Origin of the sequence: Tissierella creatinophila DSM 6911, assembly GCF_001940565.1 — a bacterium.
Taxonomy (GTDB): Bacteria; Bacillota; Clostridia; order Tissierellales; family Tissierellaceae; genus Tissierella_A; species Tissierella_A creatinophila.
Genome location: NZ_LTDM01000003.1, coordinates 16,330 through 36,250 on the forward strand (window position 1 = coordinate 16,330; position 19,921 = coordinate 36,250).

Consider the following 19,921-nt stretch of genomic DNA (forward strand, 5'->3'; position numbering starts at 1 on the left):
AAGCACTTATTTTTCTTCAAACTTACCCATATTCCTAAACTTTTCATATCTCTTATCTAATAAATCATTTTTATCTAGGGCTAAAAGCTCTTTAAGTTCTTTCGAAATATATGTCTTTATATTTTTAGCTGTAAAATCTATATCACGATGTGCTCCACCCAGTGCTTCTTTTATAATATCATCTATTACATCAAGCTCTAATAGATCTTTTGCAGTAAGCTTCATAACATCAGAAGCTTTACTTGCAAGAGTTGAATCTTTCCAAAGTATACTAGAGAGTCCTTCGGGAGATATAACTGAGTAAATAGCATTTTCAAGCATAGCTACCCTATCTCCTACTCCTAATGCTAAAGCTCCTCCACTTCCACCTTCCCCTATTATGATTGCTATGATAGGGGTCTTTAGAGTGCTCATTTCTAGTAAATTTCGTGCTATAGCTTCACCTTGACCTCTTTCTTCTGCCCCTAGTCCACAAAATGCACCGGAAGTATCTATAAATGTAATTATAGGTCTATTAAACTTTTCGGCCTGCTTCATAAGTCTTAGTGCTTTTCTATATCCTTCGGGACTTGCCATACCAAAGTTTCTAATTATATTTTCTTTTGTATTATTTCCCTTTTGATGACCTATTACTGTAACTGGTATTCCTTCAAAACTTCCTATGCCCCCTACTATAGCCTTATCATCACCGAAATATCTGTCTCCATGAAATTCTATAAATCCATCTATAAAGTTTTCTATATATAAAAGTGTACTAGGTCTTTCTTGAAATCTAGCCATATTTACTCTTTCCCAAGAACTTGGGTCTTCATAGAGTTTCTTTTTCATTTGAGAAACTTTTCTCTTAAGTATATATATTTCATTTTTTAAGTCAACTTCATTTTCTTTTGAAAACTCCATAAGTTCACTTATTTTTTCTTCTAGTTCTAGAATTGGCTTTTCACCTTCTAATATATTACCCATCTATTTCACCGCCTAATGGATGAAGACTTAAAATATGTGAAATCATATTCTTTAACTCTTCCCTCTCTACTATCATATCTATAAATCCTTTTTCGAGTAAAAACTCTGCTCTTTGAAATCCCTCTGGTAGTTTTTGTTTTATAGTTTGTTCTATAACCCTAGGGCCTGCAAAACATATAAGAGTATTTGGTTCTGAAATAATTATATCTCCAAGCATAGCAAAACTTGCAGTAACTCCCCCTGTTGTTGGATCTGTAAGTACTGAGATATAAGGCACGCCTTTTTCCTTTAATCTACCAAGAGCTGCTGAAGTTTTAGCCATCTGCATTAGAGAAAGTATTCCCTCCTGCATCCTAGCTCCCCCGGAAGCTGTAAAGATTATAATTGGCAATCTTTTTTCTTCTGCTTTTTCTATAGCTCTTGTTATCTTTTCTCCTACTACTGATCCCATACTTCCCATCATAAAATTAGGATTCATCACACATATAATAATCTTTCTACCGTCTATATCTCCCTCACCGGTTATAACTGCTTCAGTTTCACCAGTATTTTCCTTTGCTATATCTATCTTTGCCATATATTCAGGAAAATCTAAAGGGTTTGTGGTTTTTAAGTTTTTATCATATTCTTGAAATGTATCTTTATCTATTATACTTTCTATTCTTTCTCTAGCACCAAGTCTAGAATCCTTAAGCTTATCATGAGAAGTACTCTCTTTTTTATTTTCTTCTATCTTTTGTACTTTGATCTCCAAGGGTTTTTCTTTTTCTTCTTTATCTTTTATACCTATTTCGGCATATTTTTTTCTATTAAAGAAATCCTTTAACATCCTCTACCTCCTAATCCTCTTTCTTAAATATCTCTTTTTCTATGAAGGAAGTATCTATATCATTTTTTAAAAATCTTTCATTATTTAAAATAGATTTTTGAAATTCTATATTAGTCTTTACTCCCACAATAACCATCTCATCTAATGCCCTTTTCATCCTATCTATAGCTTCTTCTCTGTTTTTTCCCCAGGTTATTACTTTTCCTATCATAGAGTCGTAAGTAGGTGGGATTGTATAGTCGTTGTATATATGACTATCCACCCTAACACCATATCCTCCAGGCGCAAAATAACCTTCTATAGTTCCAGGTGATGGCCTAAAGTTCATACTCGGATCTTCTGCATTTATTCTGCATTCTATAGCATGACCATTCATCTTGATATCTTCTTGAGTGAACTTTAACTTTTCTCCAAAAGCTACATTTATCTGCTCCCTTATAAGGTCTAGTTCCACTATCTCTTCTGTAATAGGATGCTCCACTTGTATTCTAGTATTCATCTCTATAAAATAAAAATTGTTCTCCCTATCAAGCAAAAACTCAATAGTTCCAACACTTTCATAGCCCACTGAACGCGCAGCTTTAAGTGCAGTATCTCCCATCTTTTTTCTTAGAGAAGGATCTATAACACTGCAAGGTGCTTCTTCCAAAACCTTTTGATTTCTTCTTTGAAGTGAGCAGTCTCTTTCTCCTAAATGAACTACATTTCCATAGCTATCTCCCAGTATTTGAAATTCAATATGACGAGGGTTCTCTACAAATCTTTCTATATACATAGAGTCATCGTTAAATCCTATTTCTGATTCTGATTTAGCCATATTAAACTTTTCTTTAAATTCTTCCTTATTATAGACTATTCTAAGGCCTCGTCCACCGCCCCCACTAGATGCTTTTACCATAAGTGGAAATCCAACTTCAAGAGCTATTTCATATGCTATTTTTTCATCATTTGTAGCTTCTTTAGAACCAGGTACAACTGGAACTCCTGCCTCTATCATAGTCTTTCTTGCCATAGATTTATTTCCCATCATTTCCATATGCAAAGCTTTAGGTCCTATGAATTTTATCCCATTTTTATCACATGCCTCTACAAGCTTTATGCTTTCGGATAAAAATCCATATCCAGGATGAATAGCTTCAGCACCAGTTACAATAGCTGCTGATATAATATTGTCTATATTTAAATAGCTTTTTTGACTTTTGCTAGGTCCTATACAAATAGATTCATCTGCCATATGCACATGAATAGAATCTTCATCTATATCTGAATATACAGAAACTGTTTTTATACCCATTTCCTTACAAGTTCTGATAATTCTAACGGCTATTTCGCCCCTATTTGCAATTAGTATTTTTTTAAACATTTAAATCCTCCTAAGCTTTAATAGAGCCTGACCATATTGAATTATATCTTCATCTTGGGCATATATCTCTACAACTTCTCCATCTATTTCGGCTTCTATTTCATTCATGATTTTCATAGCTTCAACAATACAAAGAGTATCTCCTTTTTTGACTCTCTGACCAACCTTTACAAAGGAGTCTGAATTAGGACTAGAAGCAGAATAGTAAATGCCCACTATAGGAGACTTTGCTATAAAGAAGTCCTCTTGGTTTTCTGGAATTTCCGTAGACTTTGGTTCATCTTTTACTATATCCTCATATTTATTCTTATCTTCATAAAGATACATATCATCAGAGTTTGTATTTCCTCTTGAATTGATTGTTCCAGTGTTTTTATATATATTTATCTTTATATCATCTTTTTCTATCTCTACTTTTTCTATGCTTGTTTTGTCTATTGCTAGTATTAGATCTTTTATATCTTTTAAATCCAAATTTACACCCCCATAATATTATGATTATTTATCTTAACTATTATATCATAATAAGGTCAAGTAAAACAATTGACTTTTAAATGCAAATTCGACATATCTCTTATCTGTACTCCATCAAACATCTTCCATAATGTTTTTTCAAATATTTGTCTTCAATTACGGAGATTATTTTAATTTTAAAGGATATTAAAAATATCATTTCCTTGGATATATAATATACTAGAAATTAATAATAATATTCCCAGTGGTAGAAATAGAGTAACTTCCCATTCTAATAGAACAAAAACTTTACTATATATTCCTTTATAATCTTTAATATACAGTAAAATACTTTTATATGCGAATATTAGAGATATAAAGCTTAAAATTAATAGAACTAAGCCAATAAAAACATTCATTCCATCACTCCATATGTTAGATTACTAGGATTCACTACCATTTCTGGATTGGAAACTTAATACCAATTACAGATATATATTTTAAAGTATTTAACACTATTATTCTCCCTTCACCTTACCTAATTATGTATCATGTGTAATAAGTCCCCGTGGGGATATAATAAATCTCTATCTACATAATTAAACCACTAGAAATGAGTTAACAATCTTTACAAAAGCTTATTTCTATTTTTTCTATATTATATTATAATAAAAAGGGTATAAATTTACTATTAAAGCTAAAGGGGGAGGTTTCTTTGAAAAAGAGGTTTTTATTGTCTGTACTTATTTTATTTACCGCTATTATTCTATTTTCACCTATATCTTTTGCCCAAGATGATTTAAATATAAATAGGTGGTTAGTAGATGGTACATTACTTAAAAGTGGTGATTTAAAGATTTCAGAAGATATTACATTTAATTTTAATGATGATTTTAATGGAGTATATCGAGATATTATTTTAAAGGGAACAGATGGGGTAAAAGATGTATCTATTTCTGAGATGATAGATGGAAAAGAGGTGTTGTACAAACAAGTTAAAGATGCTAAAAAGGGTGATCGTGATAAATTTACTTCATATATAGATGGTAGCAATCTAGAGTTAAAGATATTTTCACCTTCAAAAGACGAATCAAAGACCTTTAGATTAAAATATACACTTAAAAATGTTGCATTAAAGCATAGTGATACTGGTGAACTCTACTATAAATTTTTAGGTAAAGAAAATGAAACTCATATAGATTACTTTTCAGTAAACCTACACTTACCACAGTTTGAAAAAGAAAAGATAAAAATATTTGCCCATGGACCACAAGAAGGTAAGATTTATTTTTCAGATGAAACTATAAAATCTGAAGTAACGGATGTAGAAGGTGGTGAATTTATAGAAAATAGAATTTTGTTTCCAAGGGAATATATCCCATTAAGTGAAAATATAGGAGAAAAAAATTTTAATTCTATTTTAAAAGAAGAAAAAGCTTTTGCTCAAAAAGTTGAAAAAGAGATAGAAGAAAAAGCAAAGAGAAAAGATTTGTTTTCTAAAATCTCTATATATTTAGGCGTACTTGCAGCACCTTTATTTATGCTTTTGTTTTATAAATTCAGAAGAAATGAAGATGTATTTGAAAAAATGACAAGCCCTTATCCAGATGATATAACACCTGCTGAACTCTCCCTCTTTATGAATAAAGTCATCTCACCAAGAGCATTTTTAGCTAGTTTATTCCAGCTCTCTTATAAAGGTTATATCGATATAAAGGAAATAGAAGGAGATAAAGGTTCTAAAGAATATGAATTTAAAAGAATACAAAAGACTCCAAAAGATTTAAAGGCGAACGAAGTTTTTCTTTTGGATTGGATATTTGATAGTGCACAAAACGATAATACCGTAACTACTTTAGAATTAGAAGAATATAGGAATAAAAACTCTACTATGTTTTATCGTTCTCAAACCCAGTGGAATAAACTTGTAAGGGAGGATTTGAAATCTCAAGATTACTATGACCCGTTAGCAAAAAAGTGGGGAGTCTCTATTATAGTTTTAAGCTTGATATGGATTGTTATCGCAATTATAACATTCGTTTTTGAATCAGTTTACGGACTTGTTCCTCTAGTAACTGGTATAGGGATACTTATATATGGTATAGTTTTGATCTATAGCCCTAATGAGAGGGGATATATACAAGCCAATTTATGGAATGACTTTAAAGATCAGATACAAAAGAAATCCAAGAAAAATATAGATATTTCTGATGATAAAGCTCTTATATATGCTATTGCTCTGGATTTACCTATGAAAAATTTAAATAGTTTTAGAAATTCAGTAGGCAATGAATATTATCCATTGGGCTGGGGCTATCTGTTTTTTTTAACAAATAAAAGCGGAGGATCCCAGTTTGAAGATAAATTTACTAATAGATTTTATGGATATGCAGAAAATAGCTCTTCTGGATCTTCTGGCTTTGGCGGAGGCGGAGGATTTACTGGAGGAGGCGGTGGTGGTGCAGGTGGCGGAGGCGCCGGGGGATTTTAAAAGGCATAGTGGAAAATTCCACTATGCCTTTTAAATTAAATCTTTTAAATCCCCTATTATCTTATAGTCCGCTGTCTTTAATTCTTCAATGTTTTTCTTACCCATAAGCATCATAATCATTTTTATCTTATATGCTAATCCATCAAGATAATTTTTCGCATTGTCATATCCCCCATGGATTAGGTAGGAAAGTAGTTCACCACTTATTCCTACAATATCTGCCCCTAAAACTAGAGACTTTACTATATCTTTACTACTTTTAATTCCACCACTTGATACAATTTTTAAATCACTTGAGAGTTCTCTACATTTTATTAGAGATAGTGCTGTAGGTATACCCCAAGAGTATAATTCAGATAAATCGATGTTCATATTTCTAAGATTTTCAATTTCAATAAAGTTTGTACCACCGTGTCCTGATATATCTACATATCTTACACCTATTTCATAGAGCTTCTGGGCAACATTTTTAGATATACCAAACCCTACTTCTTTAACAATTACTGGTTTATCTATATTTTCTAATATATTTCTTATATTTTCATATATACCAGAAAAGTCCCTATCTCCTTCTTCCATTGCAAGTTCTTGTGCTACATTTACATGAAGTTGAATAGCATCTCCATGGATTAAATTTAAAGCTGCCTTTACTTCTTCTAAAGAAGCCGCCGCACTTAAATTCGCAAAGACCAGACCGTTCTGTCCTATTGTTTCTCTTACTATTTCAAAAGATTTCCTGCACCCTTCTTCTTCACATAGTGCTATAGTTTCGGACCCAACCGCCATGGCTATATTGAATTCTTTAGCCAAGAGAGATAATTCCCTGTTTATCCCTTCGGAAAATTCTGTACCGCCTGTCATAGCATTTATGAGTATAGGATAATCAATGGTCTTTCCTAAGAATGTAGTCTTAGTATCTATTTCAGAAAAGTTTAATTCTGGTAATGAGTTATGTTCTAAAAACACATCACCAAAAAGGGTATCTCCTTGAAAACTAGTCTTTAAATAATTTTCCACATGTTCCCTTTTCCTTTTTTTCCTCAATTAATTCACCTCTATCTACCAGTTTTAAAAACTTGTATCAGAGGGAGCTTTAGACTCCAGCTGATATAGTGGTTTGTCTCATTTTAAATATGGACAAACCTTTATATCTAAATAATACTACATATTTCGATAATTTACAATTGAAAAGATTGATTTGTTTAAAGAAAACTTGTATCAGATGCTTTTCTGATGCAAAGTTGCACTTATCCAGGAGCTATGCAATTGCCTACTCTAGATTCTTTTGATAGAGTACTGCAATTGTAAGCTATCGGATAAAGAAAACTTGTATCAGATGCTTTTATAAACTATATTGCCCTTTGCTATGGTCATCTTTACTTTTCCCTTTAACTTTTCCCCTAAAAATGGAGAATTCCATGATTTAGAGAGGAAATCTTCTACCACATATTCTTCATCTGGGGAAAATATTACCAAATCAGCCCTTTTGTTTTCCTTTATATATCCTCTATCTAGATTATAAAGGCGAGCAGGATTTATAGTAAGTTTTTTAAGCATCTCTATCATACTTAAATGTCCCTTATCTACCAAGTTTGTAATAGATAGGGCAAGGGCGGTTTCAAGCCCTATAATGCCACTTGGCGCTAAAGTTATATCTTTATCCTTTTCTTCTTGGGTGTGTGGAGCATGGTCTGTAGCTATTATATCGATTGTATTATCCTTTAATCCTTCAATGATCTTATTCTTATCCCAAGGGGTTCTAAGAGGAGGGTTCATCTTAGCTAATGATCCATACTTTTCCAAAGCATCTTCAGTAAGTGTAAAGTGGTGAGGAGTAACTTCTGCGTAAATATTTGCACCCATCTTCTTTCCCCATCTTACCAGCTCTACTGAAACACCTGAGCTTATATGCTGAATATTTACCTTTGAACCTACAGCTATAGCAAGAGATATATCTCTACTTACCATTACATCTTCCGCTACATGAGGAGAAAATTCATTTATTCCATTTTCCTCTATTAGTGATGGATCTTCTTCATGAAGGCTTATTGGCATATCTAACTCTTTTGAAATCTTCATAGCCGTCTTTAAAACTCTAGTATTCATAATAGGTTTTCCATCATCAGAAAAACCTACTGCACCTGCATCTTTTAAAGCTTTTAAGTCATTTAAGTTTTCTCCATTCATTCCCTTGGTAACTGTACTAACTTGAAGGACTTCTACTTTTAAATCTTTAGCCTTTTCCAATATATATTTAAGCGTTTCTACATTGTCTACCACTGGATTAGTGTTTGCCATACATACGACGCTCGTAAAGCCTCCTCTTGCAGCAGCATCACTACCAGTTACCAGATCTTCTTTAAACGTCTGTCCAGGGTCTCTGAAGTGAACGTGTACATCTATAAGACCAGGAGCTATTATAATATCTGTTGCATCTATTAGGGTATATTCTTCCTCTACTTCAATGGATTTTTCTATCTTTATAATGTTTTTTCCATCTATCAATATATCTAGATGTTCATCCGTTCCACTTAAAGGATCAATAACTCTTCCGTTTTTTATTAAAATCATTTTTTCCTCCTTGAAATGGTATTAAAGGATTATCTTTCTGCTTCCTGGCTTTATAGGAGTACTTCCCTGTTTACACATTGGACAATCTTCTTTATCATAAGTGTTTAAATCTACCTTTACCGCACTATATAGTGGATATTTTATATCTCCAGTGCTTCTATTTACAATTGAAGCTATACCTACTACAACTCCGCCATGTTCTTCTACTACTTTTATGGCTTCATATGCAGATTTTCCTGTAGTTACAACGTCTTCAGTAATTAAAACCTTTTGTCCTTTTTCTATAGAAAAACCTCTTCTAAGTTTCATCTCACCATCTTCACGTTCTACAAATATACTGGGCTTACCTGTTTGTCTAGCAAGTTCATAACTTACTATAACTCCTCCCATTGCAGGACCTACTACTATATCAAAGTCTACCCCTTGGAGCTTTTCTACTATAAGCTCTACTGCCTTTTCTGCCTTTTGAGGATGCATTAGTAGTTTTGCACATTGTACGTATCCATCACTATGTTTTCCTGAAGATAATAAAAAGTGCCCCTCAAGAAGTGCTTCTGTTTCTTTTAATAAATCTATTAACATAAGTTTTCTCTCCCTATTATTCCTTTTATTTCGCTTAAGTCTCTTATACCCTGTTTTTCCATAAAATCTTCTATTCCATCTATTATATCTAAACTTATCGTTGGATTTATAAAGTTCCCACTACCTATTTGAATTAAATCAGCTCCTGCCATTATAAATTCTATAGCATCTTTATAGTCCATTATTCCACCCATTCCTATTATAGGCACATCTACTCTTTTAGATACTTCATAGACCATCCTAAGTGCTATAGGTTTTATACAAGGCCCTGAAAGGCCTGCTATAGTATTGTCAAATACTGGCTTTCTTCCATATATATCTATAGCCATGCCACTAAAAGTATTTACAAGAGAGAGGGCATCTGCACCAGATTCTACACAAGACTCTGCCATATCTCCTATATTTTCCGCATTTGGAGATAGTTTTACTATCAATGGCTTTTTACATATAGTTTTAACTTCTTTTACAACTCTTTCTGCATCAACGCATCTTATCCCAAAAGCCATACCACCTGATTTTACATTTGGACAAGAAATATTTAATTCTATCATATCTATATCTGTATAGTTTAGTTTTTCTATCATCTTTAGATATTCTTCTAAACTCCCTCCACCTACATTTGCAAGTATCACAGTGTTTTGCTCTTTCATAAATGGGAGTTCTTCTTCAATAAAGGCATCTACTCCAGGATTTTGAAGCCCTATAGAGTTTAAAAGTCCTGAAGGAGTTTCATGAAGTCTTATACCTTTATTTCCATCCTTTTTGTTTAAAGTAAGCCCTTTAGAACTAATTCCACCAAGACGTGATAAATCAAAGTAGTCTGCATACTCCCTTCCAAATCCAAAAGTACCAGAGGCTGTAATCACTGGGTTTTTAAAGTCTATACCACATATATTTACTTTAGCATTAGCCATTAAAGATCACCTCACTACCTTTAAAAATAGGACCCTCTTTGCATACTCTTTTCATTCCATCACGAGTTTCTATAGTACAGCCAAGGCAAGCTCCTATTCCACATGCCATTTTGCTTTCCATAGATACCTGCACTGGAACTATACCCTTGCAAAGTTCTATTACTCTTTTCATCATAGGTATAGGACCACAAGTTAAAACTTCATCATATTTTGTAGGGTCAAACTCATCAATACAAAACCCCTTATGACAAACACTTCCATCTTCAGTTGATATAAATACAAAATTTGAATGTTCTTTTACCTTGTCCATCCAGTAAACTTCACTTCTAAATCCTGCATAAAAGTCTATTTCACCTTCTAAGTTTTTCAATAGATAGACCATAGGAGCTATTCCTATACCACCTGATACTATAGCTTTTTTACCAGCTCCCTTTAAGGAAAATCCATTTCCAAGAGGTCCTAATATATCAAGTGTATCTCCTTTACAAAGCTTAGATACTATATGAGTTCCTCTTCCCCTTACTTCATATAGAAATGTTAAAGTGTTTTCTTCTACATCTGCTACACTTATAGGTCTAGGTAAAAATGGATCATTAGTTTCCCATCCTCTTATCATAAAAAACTGACCTGGCTTTATTTCTTTTTCCAAATCCATCTCTAGTTTTATTTCAAAAATATTAGTAGAAATTTCAGTGTTAGATTTTATGGTAAGCGATTTATAACCATCTAGCATTTAAAAGATCCTCCTTCATTTTTAAAACTGCCTCTCTTGCATATTTGTGGAAGTTTTCTTCACCATCTTCATATTTTTTATAATTAGTTATAATTCCTCTAGATGAATTTACAACTCCACCGTTCCCATCATTTAAATAAAGATTAACATCTTCACCTTTAGCCCCTTGAGCACCATAACCAGGGATCAAAAAGAACATATCCTTATATCTGTTTCTAATTTCTGTTGCCTCATCCGTGTGAGTTCCCCCTACAACCATACCAATAGGACTATAACCTGAAGCTCCCTTATATTTTGAAGCGAGTTCTTGTAGCTTGTCCCCTACGCTATAGTATAGAGGTTCTCCAGATACATCTAGGTATTCAAAATCTTTAGCTCCTGGATTAGAAGTTCTAACTAAGACAAATATTCCTTTATCACCTTCTTCTATATATTTTAAATAAGGCGTGATACTATCCATTCCCATATAAGGGTTTAAAGTTATAAAGTCTGCTTCAAATTCTCCATCTAAATGAGCCTTTCCATACATTTCGGCGGTAGATGCGATATCTCCTCTTTTGATGTCCCCTATAGAAAGAGCGCCGATTTCTTTTATATATTTTAATGTATTTTTATAAGCAATAAGTCCTTCTATACCATATGCTTCATAATAAGCTATTTGAGGCTTATAGATTGTCACTATATCTCGTGTCTCATCTATTATTTTTTTATTAAACTGAAATATTATCTTGCTTATATCTCTATATTTTTCTTTTAAGCCTTCCGGTATAAACTCAAGTCTACTATCTAGTCCTAAACATATATTTCCTTTTTCTTCTACTGTATTATACAATCTATCTATAATCAAAGTTTAAACCTCCCAATTATATATATTATCGCAATAATCACATTTATAGCTGAGTTCTTCCTTATCTAAAAGGCTAAACTTTTGAATGACGCCTTTTTCTGTAGATGTAACACATCTTGGGTTTTTACATTTCATTACATCTTCAACACTTTCTGGTGGTGAGATCTTTATCTTTTCTACAATCTTTTCATCTCTTATAATGTTTACCGTAACTGTTGGATCTATAACGCCAAGAACCCTTAAGTCTAAATCTATATTGTTTTCAATCTTTAGTACATCTTTTCTTCCTTCCTTTTTACTTGGTGCATTTATAATCAGTGCCACAGTAAAGTCGGATTTATCTAATTTCAGATACTCAAATATTCTAAAGCCAAGTCCTGGAGTTATATGATCTATTACTATTCCTTTTGAAATACTATCTATATAAAGCATTTATATCGCCTCCATCATTTTAATTATTAGAGCCATTCTTATATACATTCCATATTTTGCCTGCTTAAAATATGCAGCTCTTGGATCATCATCTACTTCTGGACTTATTTCATTTACCCTTGGAAGTGGGTGAAGAATTGCTAAATCTTGTTTTGCACTTTCTAGCTTTGCTTTATCAAGTATATATGTGTCTTTAAGTCTAAGATAATCTGCCTCGTTAAAGAATCTTTCTTTTTGTACTCTTGTCATATAAAGTATGTCAAGAGAATCTATAGATTCTTCTATAGTTTCAACTTCTACAAATGGTATATTGTTCTTTATAAGTACTTCTTTTCTTATATATTGTGGTATTTTAAGTTCTGGAGGTGAGATTAAAACAAATTTTATTCCTTTATACCTTGATATGGACTTTATAAGAGAATGAACTGTACGACCAAATTTTAAATCTCCACATAGTCCAATGGTTTGATCCTCAATTTTGCCTTTTATTTCTCTAATAGTCAAAAGATCTGTAAGTGTTTGAGTGGGATGTTGATGTCCTCCATCTCCAGCATTTATGATGGGAACTTCTGATTTAAATGATGCATATTTGGGAGCTCCTTCTTTAGGATGTCTCATTACGATAAGGTCTGCATAACAACCAACTGTACGAATAGTATCTGGTATACTTTCTCCTTTTGAAACTGAACTTGAACCTACTTCTGAAAATCCAATTATTTGACCTCCAAGTTTTAACATAGCAGCTTCAAAACTAAATCTAGTTCTAGTGCTTGGTTCATAGAAAAGTGTACCCATCAGTTTGTTTTTACAAACATCTCTATATTTGTTTTCATTTTCAATAATATCTCTTGTCAGTACGAATAGTTCTTCTAATTCTTCTAGGGATAAATCCATAGAGTCTATTAAGTGTCTCATTTTTTTCCTCCTCTTATTTGCGATATAATTTAAAGGATTTCGTAAAAAATGCCTTCCTTTAAAGGAAGGCATAGATATGCTCTAGGTTTACGCGCTCCTTTCTAAACTCTCGGTTTAGTTTAAAGGTTATCTATATAAAACTATCATAATCTTATCTGCTTGTCAATAAATTTTAAGCTTATTTTGCTATTGTTTGGGTCTTTACATCTTTTTCTATATTTTCCTTAGCTGTTGAAAGCATAAGCTTTATTCTATTTATTTGATTTACAACACTTGCACCTGGGTCATAGTCTATAGGAGCTATATTTGCATTTGGATATATATCCCTTATTCCCTTGATCATACCCTTACCAGTTATATGATTTGGAAGACATCCAAAGGGTTGAACGCATATTATGTTTTCTACTCCTTCAGATACAAGCTCTATCATCTCTCCTGTAAGAAGCCATCCTTCTCCAGATTGATTGCCTAAAGAAATAAGTTCTTCAGCTTTTTTTCCTATTTCTTGTATTGTTATAGGCGATGTAAATCTATTGCTCTTATCTAGTGCTTTTCTGATAGGTTCCCTATAGTGCTCAATATATTTTATACCCAAATCGCCAAATACCTTAGCTTTATAACTTTTACCCAAGTTTTTATTTTTAAAATCTGCATTGTATAGACAATATAATAAAAAGTCTGTAATATCGCCAACCACTACTTCGGCTCCTTCTTCTTCTAATATCTTTACAAGTTGATTATTTGCTCCTGGATGATATTTTATAAGTATTTCACCAGCAATAGCCACCTTTGGCTTTTTAATATCTAAGACCTCAATATTATCAAAGGATTCCACTATCTCATTTACAAGCTTTGTTAATCTGTTTTTATTTAAAACTTTTAGCTCTTTTTCTATATTTTCCATCCACTTTTCTACCAATATATCAGTAGAGTTTTGAATTTTTTCATAAGGTCTAACTCTCAAGGATACTCTTGTTAAAAGGTCTCCAAGTAGTATGGATACAATACATCGCTTAGTCATATTTGGTGAAAACTTAAATCCAGGATTTTTTTCTATATCTTGAGTACTTATACTTATAACTGGTACCTTTTCAAATCCAGCTTCTTTTAGAGCCTTTCTTAAAAATGCCACATAATTAGAAGCTCTACACACTCCTCCTGTTTGAGTAAGTATAAGAGAAGTATTATCTAAATCATATTTACCAGATTTAAGTGCTGCTAGAAATTGTCCTACTACAATTATAGATGGATAACATGCATCATTATTTACATATTTTAATCCTTCATCAGCTTCATTTCCATAAGTCTCCAATAAGACTGCTCGGTATCCTGAAAGTTTAAGAGACTTTTCTATAAGCCTAAAATGAATAGGCGCCATCTGAGGAATCAATATTGTATGGTTTTTCTTATCTTCTTTAGTAAATGGTCTTACCTTATATTCAAAAGACTTCTTTTCTACTTCCCTATCATCTTTTTCTTCTAATGCAGCTTTTAAAGACCTTACCCTTATCTTTGCGGCTCCTAAATTGCTTATTTCATCTATCCTAAGCCCTGTAGATATCTTACCTGCTGCATAGAGTATTTCTTGAACTTGATCCATACTCACTGAGTCAAGCCCACATCCAAAGGAATTAAGTTGTATCAGCTCTAAGTTTTTATTTTCACTCACATATTTAGCTGCCCTATAGAGTCTAGAATGATATGTCCATTGATCTAGAACCCTTAGTTTTTCATCTAATTTTGCTAGATGTTCTACACTATCTTCAGTTAAAACTGCCATGCCAAGAGATGTGATTAGTTCTGGAATTCCATGGTTTAAACCTCCATCAATATGATAAGGTCTACCACCTAGTACAATGCCTTTTATGCCCTGTTCTTTTATATATTTTAAAGTTTCCTCTGACTTATTTTTTATATCCAATTTATACTTTTCCATCTCTAAAAAACCTTTTTCTATGGATTCTACTATTTCTTTTTCACTTATATTAAACTCTTTAAAACTATTATAAAGCTCTTTTTCTAAACTCTTCTTGTGATCAAAGGTTATAAATGGATTTAAAAACTTTATGTTTTTTTCTTTAAGTTCTACAATATTTGTCTTTATAAGCTCTGGATATCCCGTAACTACCGGACAATTTAAGTGATCATCCGATAGGCTACTCTCTCTTTTTTCATAGAATACTGAAGGATAAAATATAAAATCAAGCTCTTTTTCTATCAAATCCATTATATGACCATGCACCATCTTAGCAGGATAACAAGCAGTTTCACTTGGAATAGAAGCTAGTCCCTTTTCATATACTCTTCTACTTGATTCACAGGAGAGTTCTACACTAAATCCTAAGTTCTTGAAAAACTCACTCCAAAATGGATAGTTTTCAAATATGTTTAAAACTCTAGGTATACCCACTCTTCCCCTGGGTGCATTTTCTAAGGGAAGTGGCTGATAGTCAAATGTTCTCCTATATTTATATTCATATAGGTTTGGAAGCTCTTCTTCTATGCTTTGTATTCCTATAGCTTTTTCACATCTATTGCCCGTTATATACTTTGTTCCATCTGAAAACTTATTTATAGTGAGCTGACAATTGTTTGTACATCTTCCACACTTTCCTTTTATAGATTTATAAGTTAAACTATTTAATTGTTCCGACTTTAGAATACCAGATTCTTTTCCACTATATCTTTCCTTAGCTATTATAGCTGATCCAAGGGCTCCCATAAGTCCAGTTAAATTTGGTCTTATAGCCTCTCTTCCTGATATAATTTCAAATGTCCTAAGAATTGCGTCCCCATAAAAAGTACCACCTTGTACCACGATTTTTTCTCCTAGTTCTTTAGGGTCTCTTATCTTTATTACCTTTTGAAGTGCATTTTTTATAACAGAATACGAAAGCCCTGCTGCTATATCTCCCACAGTGGCTCCTTCTTTTTGAGCTTGTTTTACCATCGAATTCATAAACACAGTACATCTTGAACCTAAATCAACTGGATTTTTAGCAAATAAAGCCGATTCTAAAAATTCACCTACACTCATATTTACATTTTTAGCAAATGTTTCAATAAAAGAACCACATCCTGAAGAACACGCTTCATTTAAAAGTATGTCATCTATAACGCCATTTTCAATCTTCATAGATTTCATATCTTGCCCACCGATATCAAGGATAAAATCTACATCTTTTTGAAAGAGTTTTGCACCCTTATAGTGAGCTAGAGTTTCTACCTCTCCTTCATCTATACCAAGTGCTGCCTTTATAAAGTCTTCTCCATACCCTGTAACACATGAGTATGTAATAGGAAGATGAGGCATCTCTTTGTAGATTTCTTTTACTATACTGATAGATTGATCTAATGGTTTACCCTTGTTATTTCCATAATAAGAGTATAAAACTTTATTCTCTTGGGATATTAATACTGCTTTTGTAGTGGTTGAACCTGCATCGATTCCTAAGTACACACTTCCAGTATATTCTTTAGGATCTAATTCCTTTATATTATATATTTGATGACGATGTTTAAACTCTTCATATGATTTTTCATCCTTAAATAATGGTTCTAGTTGTTTTATTGTCTTTGTATTTGTTTCTTCTGGAGTCTGAAGTTTATTCTTTAGAGTTTTAAATTCTATAGGAGTTTCACTTACAGATCCTATAGCTGCACCTATTGCCACATAGAGTTGTGGATCTTCTGGATAGATGATTTCATCATCAGATAGATTAAGTGTCTTAATAAACCTTTCCCTAAGCTGGAAAAGAAAATGAAGAGGTCCTCCTAAAAATGCTACTTTTCCCTTTATAGCTCTTCCACACGCTAAGTTTGATATAGTTTGGTTTACAACAGATTGAAGCACACTTACTGCTATATCTTCTTTTAAAGCGCCTTGATTTATAAGGGCTTGTATATCAGTTTTAGCAAAAACTCCGCATCTAGATGCAATTGAATAAACAGTTTTATGAGACGCTGCTAGAGTGTTTAAACCTTCAGCATCAGTTTCAAGGAGAGAGGCCATTTGGTCTATAAATGCTCCAGTTCCACCTGCACATATACTGTTCATCCTTTGTTCTATGTTTCCACTCAAATAAGTGATTTTAGCATCTTCTCCACCTAATTCAATGGCAACTTCAGTTTCTGGAATTAAAGTTTGTATACTCTTTGTAGAAGCTATAACTTCTTGAATAAAGGATATATCGAGCCAATCCTTTACTGAAAGTCCCCCAGAACCTGTTACCATTATAGTTACTCTATCATTTTTAAATCTTCTATACCCTTCGGTAAGAACTTCTATTATAGTCTTTTTTATATCAGAAAAATGCCTTGTATAGCTTTTATACATTATATTAAATGAGTTATTTAATACTACAAGTTTTACAGTAGTTGAGCCTACATCTAAACCAATATGAAATGTTGACAATGATTTTTCCTCCTTAAACTTGACATTTTTTCATCTACATTATTATACCATTACTAGAGAGTATATCCACTCTTTAATAAAAAAACCCTTCGAATAATCGAAGGGTTTTTTGTATCAAACAAGAGGGGTACTCGTTTAACACATACTAGGAACGCATATTTGCTTACCTACTATAAAATCTCCTGGTGAGAGATTGGAGTTTATCATCATTATATTTGCTACAGTTGAATTAACTTTTTCTGCTATAACCATTACTACAGGCATACCTGGTTTAACATCATCTGCAATTATAGTATAGGATTCTGTTCCCATGGGACAAGGGCAACCTCTCTCTTCATGGGGAAGTATACATAGTTTTTGACCTGGTTTAAGATTATATAAATCTACTCCTGCATTTCCTGCCATTAAATCCATTACAGAAATATTATATCTTAAAAGAATAGTAGCAAGAGTTTCTCCCATCACAACTGTGTGAACAGTTCCTCCAGGACAGATACATGAATCTTCTTTTTCTGGGATACAGATGAGTTGACCTACCATTAAGTTATACGGATCTACTCCTGGATTTGCCGCCATAAGTTCTGCAAGGCTTATGCCATATTTATGTGCTATAGAATAAAGAGTATCTCCTGGTCTTACTACATAGTATGTTCCATCACAGTCTGGAGCTGGTTTTTCACTTGGTATACATATTACTTGCCCTATTTGTAAGTTATCAGGATTAATTCCTGGGTTTACCATAAGAATAGCTTCTACTGTTGTATTATACGCTTTAGCTAATTTATATATAGTGTCTCCCTGTTTTATTGTGTACGCAAATGTTCCCATTGGACATTTCTGAGGAGTTTCACCTGGTATACAAATTATCTGACCTATTTGTAAGTTATCAGGGTTGATTCCTGGGTTTACCATAAGGATTGCTTCTACTGTTGTATTATACTTTTTATCTAAATTATATATAGTGTCCCCCTGCTTTATTGTGTACGCAAATGTTCCCATTGGACATTTCTGAGGAGTTTTACCTGGTATACAAATTCTTTGACCTATTTGTAAGTTATTTGGATTTATTCCAGGGTTTATCTTTATTATAGCCTCCACTGTTGTTTCATAAGTTATCGCTAATTTGTATAATGTATCTCCTGACTTTATTACATATGGAAAACTTCCTGCGGGACACTTTACCTCTGGACAATTTCCACCTACTCCATAATAATCTCTCATATTTATCACCTTTCCTTCAATTTTTCTCTGCATTATATATTATGCAAAAAGATGATTAAGAGTTCCTATGGATTTATAAAATTTTAAACGATTATAAACTTTTACTAGGTAAGAATGATAAATTACAAAAACGATCGTAAAGCTTATAATTTAAGAAGTATAGTCACACGTAAAAAAATAAGCATCCAATTCCGCTAAAGCTCCAATGGAATGCTTAAACAATTTTTTTACTTAGTGAATACTTCTGGTAAATTTAAAGCAACATACGAATCTTATTTTATAATTTATCATTTTACTTTACTTAAGATATTTAATTTTCATCTCAGTTAAAATTCTTTTATTTCATAAATTCTATCTGCCGATTTCATTGATAAACTATCTATCATATCCAAATAAGTACCCGTTTTCCCTGTGGTGAAGATTTCAAAAGTGGAGTTTGTTTCACTTCCACTTATGCCTAATTTTTTTATTATATTATCTACATATAGAGTCTGTTCATATGCAGGGTTTATGAAGTTTATATTTGGGGAGATCTTTTTAAACTTCTCTAAGACTATTGGATAATGGGTACATCCAAGGATTATATCTTTTACTGCTGTTTTTCTAAGTATATTATCCATATGTATATTTATGGTTTCCATTATTTCTTTAGATTCATAGTCTCCCCTATCTATTATGGTAGCAAGAGTGGGACAGCTTTCTGAAACCACAGTTAAACTTTTATCTTTTTCATTTAAAAGTTTTTCATAAGTCTTTGATTCTATAGTAAATTTTGTAGCCATTACACCTACACTTTTAAGCCTTTTTTTATCTACATAATCTGTTACTGGTTTTATAATGCTTACTATGGGAATTGTATAGTCTAAAAAATGTCTATCAAGTATAGATGAAATAGTATTACATGCTACTGCTATTAACTTTACATCTCTTTGTATTAAAAAATCTATCATCTTTTTAGTAAGATAATATATTTCTTCTTCTTTTTTATTTCCATAAGGCACATTTTTATTGTCGCCTAAATATATTACATTTTCTTTTGGTAATAATCTTCTAAACTCTTTGGCAACTGTAAGTCCACCAACGCCTGAATCAATTATTCCAATTTTCCTATTGTCCTTCATATTGTCCTCCAAATTAAAAGCATCTTCGTTTTTTACATATACTCACTATTATATGCTAAAAACCTAAAAAAA

Annotated in this window: 16 protein-coding genes; 1 reads left to right on the forward strand and 15 read right to left on the reverse strand. The window is 32.4% G+C overall.

Annotated features, from left to right (window positions below; translation table 11 throughout):
• Positions 1 to 6 precede the first annotated feature (6 nt).
• Genes TICRE_RS01055 through accB form a run of 4 tightly spaced genes read right to left on the reverse strand, consistent with a single transcriptional unit; the run spans position 7 to position 3,629 of the window.
• Entirely contained in the window at positions 7 to 963 is a 957-nt protein-coding gene (locus TICRE_RS01055) for an acetyl-CoA carboxylase carboxyltransferase subunit alpha (protein ID WP_075724248.1), read from the reverse strand.
• A complete protein-coding gene (gene accD, locus TICRE_RS01060; RefSeq protein ID WP_075724250.1) occupies positions 956 to 1,792 on the reverse strand; it encodes an acetyl-CoA carboxylase, carboxyltransferase subunit beta in 837 nt (278 codons plus the stop codon). Before accD ends, TICRE_RS01055 begins: the two co-directional genes overlap by 8 nt.
• A gap of 10 nt (positions 1,793 to 1,802) precedes the next feature.
• Positions 1,803 to 3,155, reverse strand: coding sequence for an acetyl-CoA carboxylase biotin carboxylase subunit (locus TICRE_RS01065; RefSeq protein ID WP_075724252.1), 1,353 nt, complete (start codon positions 3,153 to 3,155; stop codon positions 1,803 to 1,805).
• Positions 3,156 to 3,629, reverse strand: coding sequence for an acetyl-CoA carboxylase biotin carboxyl carrier protein (accB, locus tag TICRE_RS01070; protein WP_075724254.1), 474 nt, complete (start codon positions 3,627 to 3,629; stop codon positions 3,156 to 3,158).
• 694 nt (positions 3,630 to 4,323) lie between these two features.
• Here accB and TICRE_RS01080 point away from each other — a divergent pair.
• Positions 4,324 to 6,099 (forward strand): DUF2207 domain-containing protein, encoded by a 1,776-nt coding sequence (locus TICRE_RS01080; protein ID WP_158016374.1) that lies wholly within the window; start codon positions 4,324 to 4,326, stop codon positions 6,097 to 6,099.
• A gap of 30 nt (positions 6,100 to 6,129) precedes the next feature.
• Here TICRE_RS01080 and fni read toward each other — a convergent pair whose 3' ends face one another.
• The 11 genes from fni to murI all read right to left on the reverse strand — a co-directional run bounded on the left by fni (position 6,130) and on the right by murI (position 19,849).
• Positions 6,130 to 7,143, reverse strand: coding sequence for a type 2 isopentenyl-diphosphate Delta-isomerase (gene fni / locus TICRE_RS01085; RefSeq protein WP_075724258.1), 1,014 nt, complete (start codon positions 7,141 to 7,143; stop codon positions 6,130 to 6,132).
• 288 nt (positions 7,144 to 7,431) lie between these two features.
• Positions 7,432 to 8,670 carry a dihydroorotase gene (locus TICRE_RS01090; protein WP_075724260.1) on the reverse strand — a complete coding sequence of 413 codons (1,239 nt, stop codon included), beginning with the start codon at positions 8,668 to 8,670 and terminating at the stop codon, positions 7,432 to 7,434.
• A 21-nt stretch (positions 8,671 to 8,691) separates the two neighbouring features.
• On the reverse strand, positions 8,692 to 9,252 hold the full coding sequence (gene pyrE / locus TICRE_RS01095; RefSeq protein ID WP_075724262.1) for an orotate phosphoribosyltransferase: 561 nt from the start codon (positions 9,250 to 9,252) through the stop codon (positions 8,692 to 8,694).
• Positions 9,246 to 10,166, reverse strand: coding sequence for a dihydroorotate dehydrogenase (locus TICRE_RS01100; protein ID WP_075724264.1), 921 nt, complete (start codon positions 10,164 to 10,166; stop codon positions 9,246 to 9,248). The genes pyrE and TICRE_RS01100 overlap by 7 nt, the downstream gene beginning before the upstream one ends.
• Positions 10,159 to 10,899 carry a dihydroorotate dehydrogenase electron transfer subunit gene (locus TICRE_RS01105; protein ID WP_075724266.1) on the reverse strand — a complete coding sequence of 247 codons (741 nt, stop codon included), beginning with the start codon at positions 10,897 to 10,899 and terminating at the stop codon, positions 10,159 to 10,161. Before TICRE_RS01105 ends, TICRE_RS01100 begins: the two co-directional genes overlap by 8 nt.
• The gene (pyrF, locus tag TICRE_RS01110) at positions 10,883 to 11,746 is read right to left on the reverse strand and encodes an orotidine-5'-phosphate decarboxylase (protein ID WP_075724268.1); all 864 of its coding nucleotides are present in this window, start codon (positions 11,744 to 11,746) and stop codon (positions 10,883 to 10,885) included. Before pyrF ends, TICRE_RS01105 begins: the two co-directional genes overlap by 17 nt.
• Before the next feature lie 3 nt (positions 11,747 to 11,749).
• Positions 11,750 to 12,178 (reverse strand): aspartate carbamoyltransferase regulatory subunit, encoded by a 429-nt coding sequence (locus TICRE_RS01115; RefSeq protein WP_075724270.1) that lies wholly within the window; start codon positions 12,176 to 12,178, stop codon positions 11,750 to 11,752.
• Entirely contained in the window at positions 12,179 to 13,093 is a 915-nt protein-coding gene (pyrB, locus tag TICRE_RS01120) for an aspartate carbamoyltransferase (RefSeq protein ID WP_075724272.1), read from the reverse strand.
• 178 nt (positions 13,094 to 13,271) lie between these two features.
• Positions 13,272 to 17,507, reverse strand: a complete 4,236-nt coding sequence (locus TICRE_RS01125; protein WP_075724274.1) for a 2-hydroxyacyl-CoA dehydratase — start codon at positions 17,505 to 17,507, stop codon at positions 13,272 to 13,274.
• A 135-nt stretch (positions 17,508 to 17,642) separates the two neighbouring features.
• Positions 17,643 to 18,761 carry a LysM peptidoglycan-binding domain-containing protein gene (locus TICRE_RS01130; RefSeq protein WP_233120116.1) on the reverse strand — a complete coding sequence of 373 codons (1,119 nt, stop codon included), beginning with the start codon at positions 18,759 to 18,761 and terminating at the stop codon, positions 17,643 to 17,645.
• Between the two features lie 293 nt (positions 18,762 to 19,054).
• Positions 19,055 to 19,849: a glutamate racemase gene (gene murI, locus TICRE_RS01135; RefSeq protein WP_075724278.1), complete on the reverse strand. Its 795-nt coding sequence runs from the start codon at positions 19,847 to 19,849 to the stop codon at positions 19,055 to 19,057.
• Between the last annotated feature and the right edge of the window lie 72 nt (positions 19,850 to 19,921).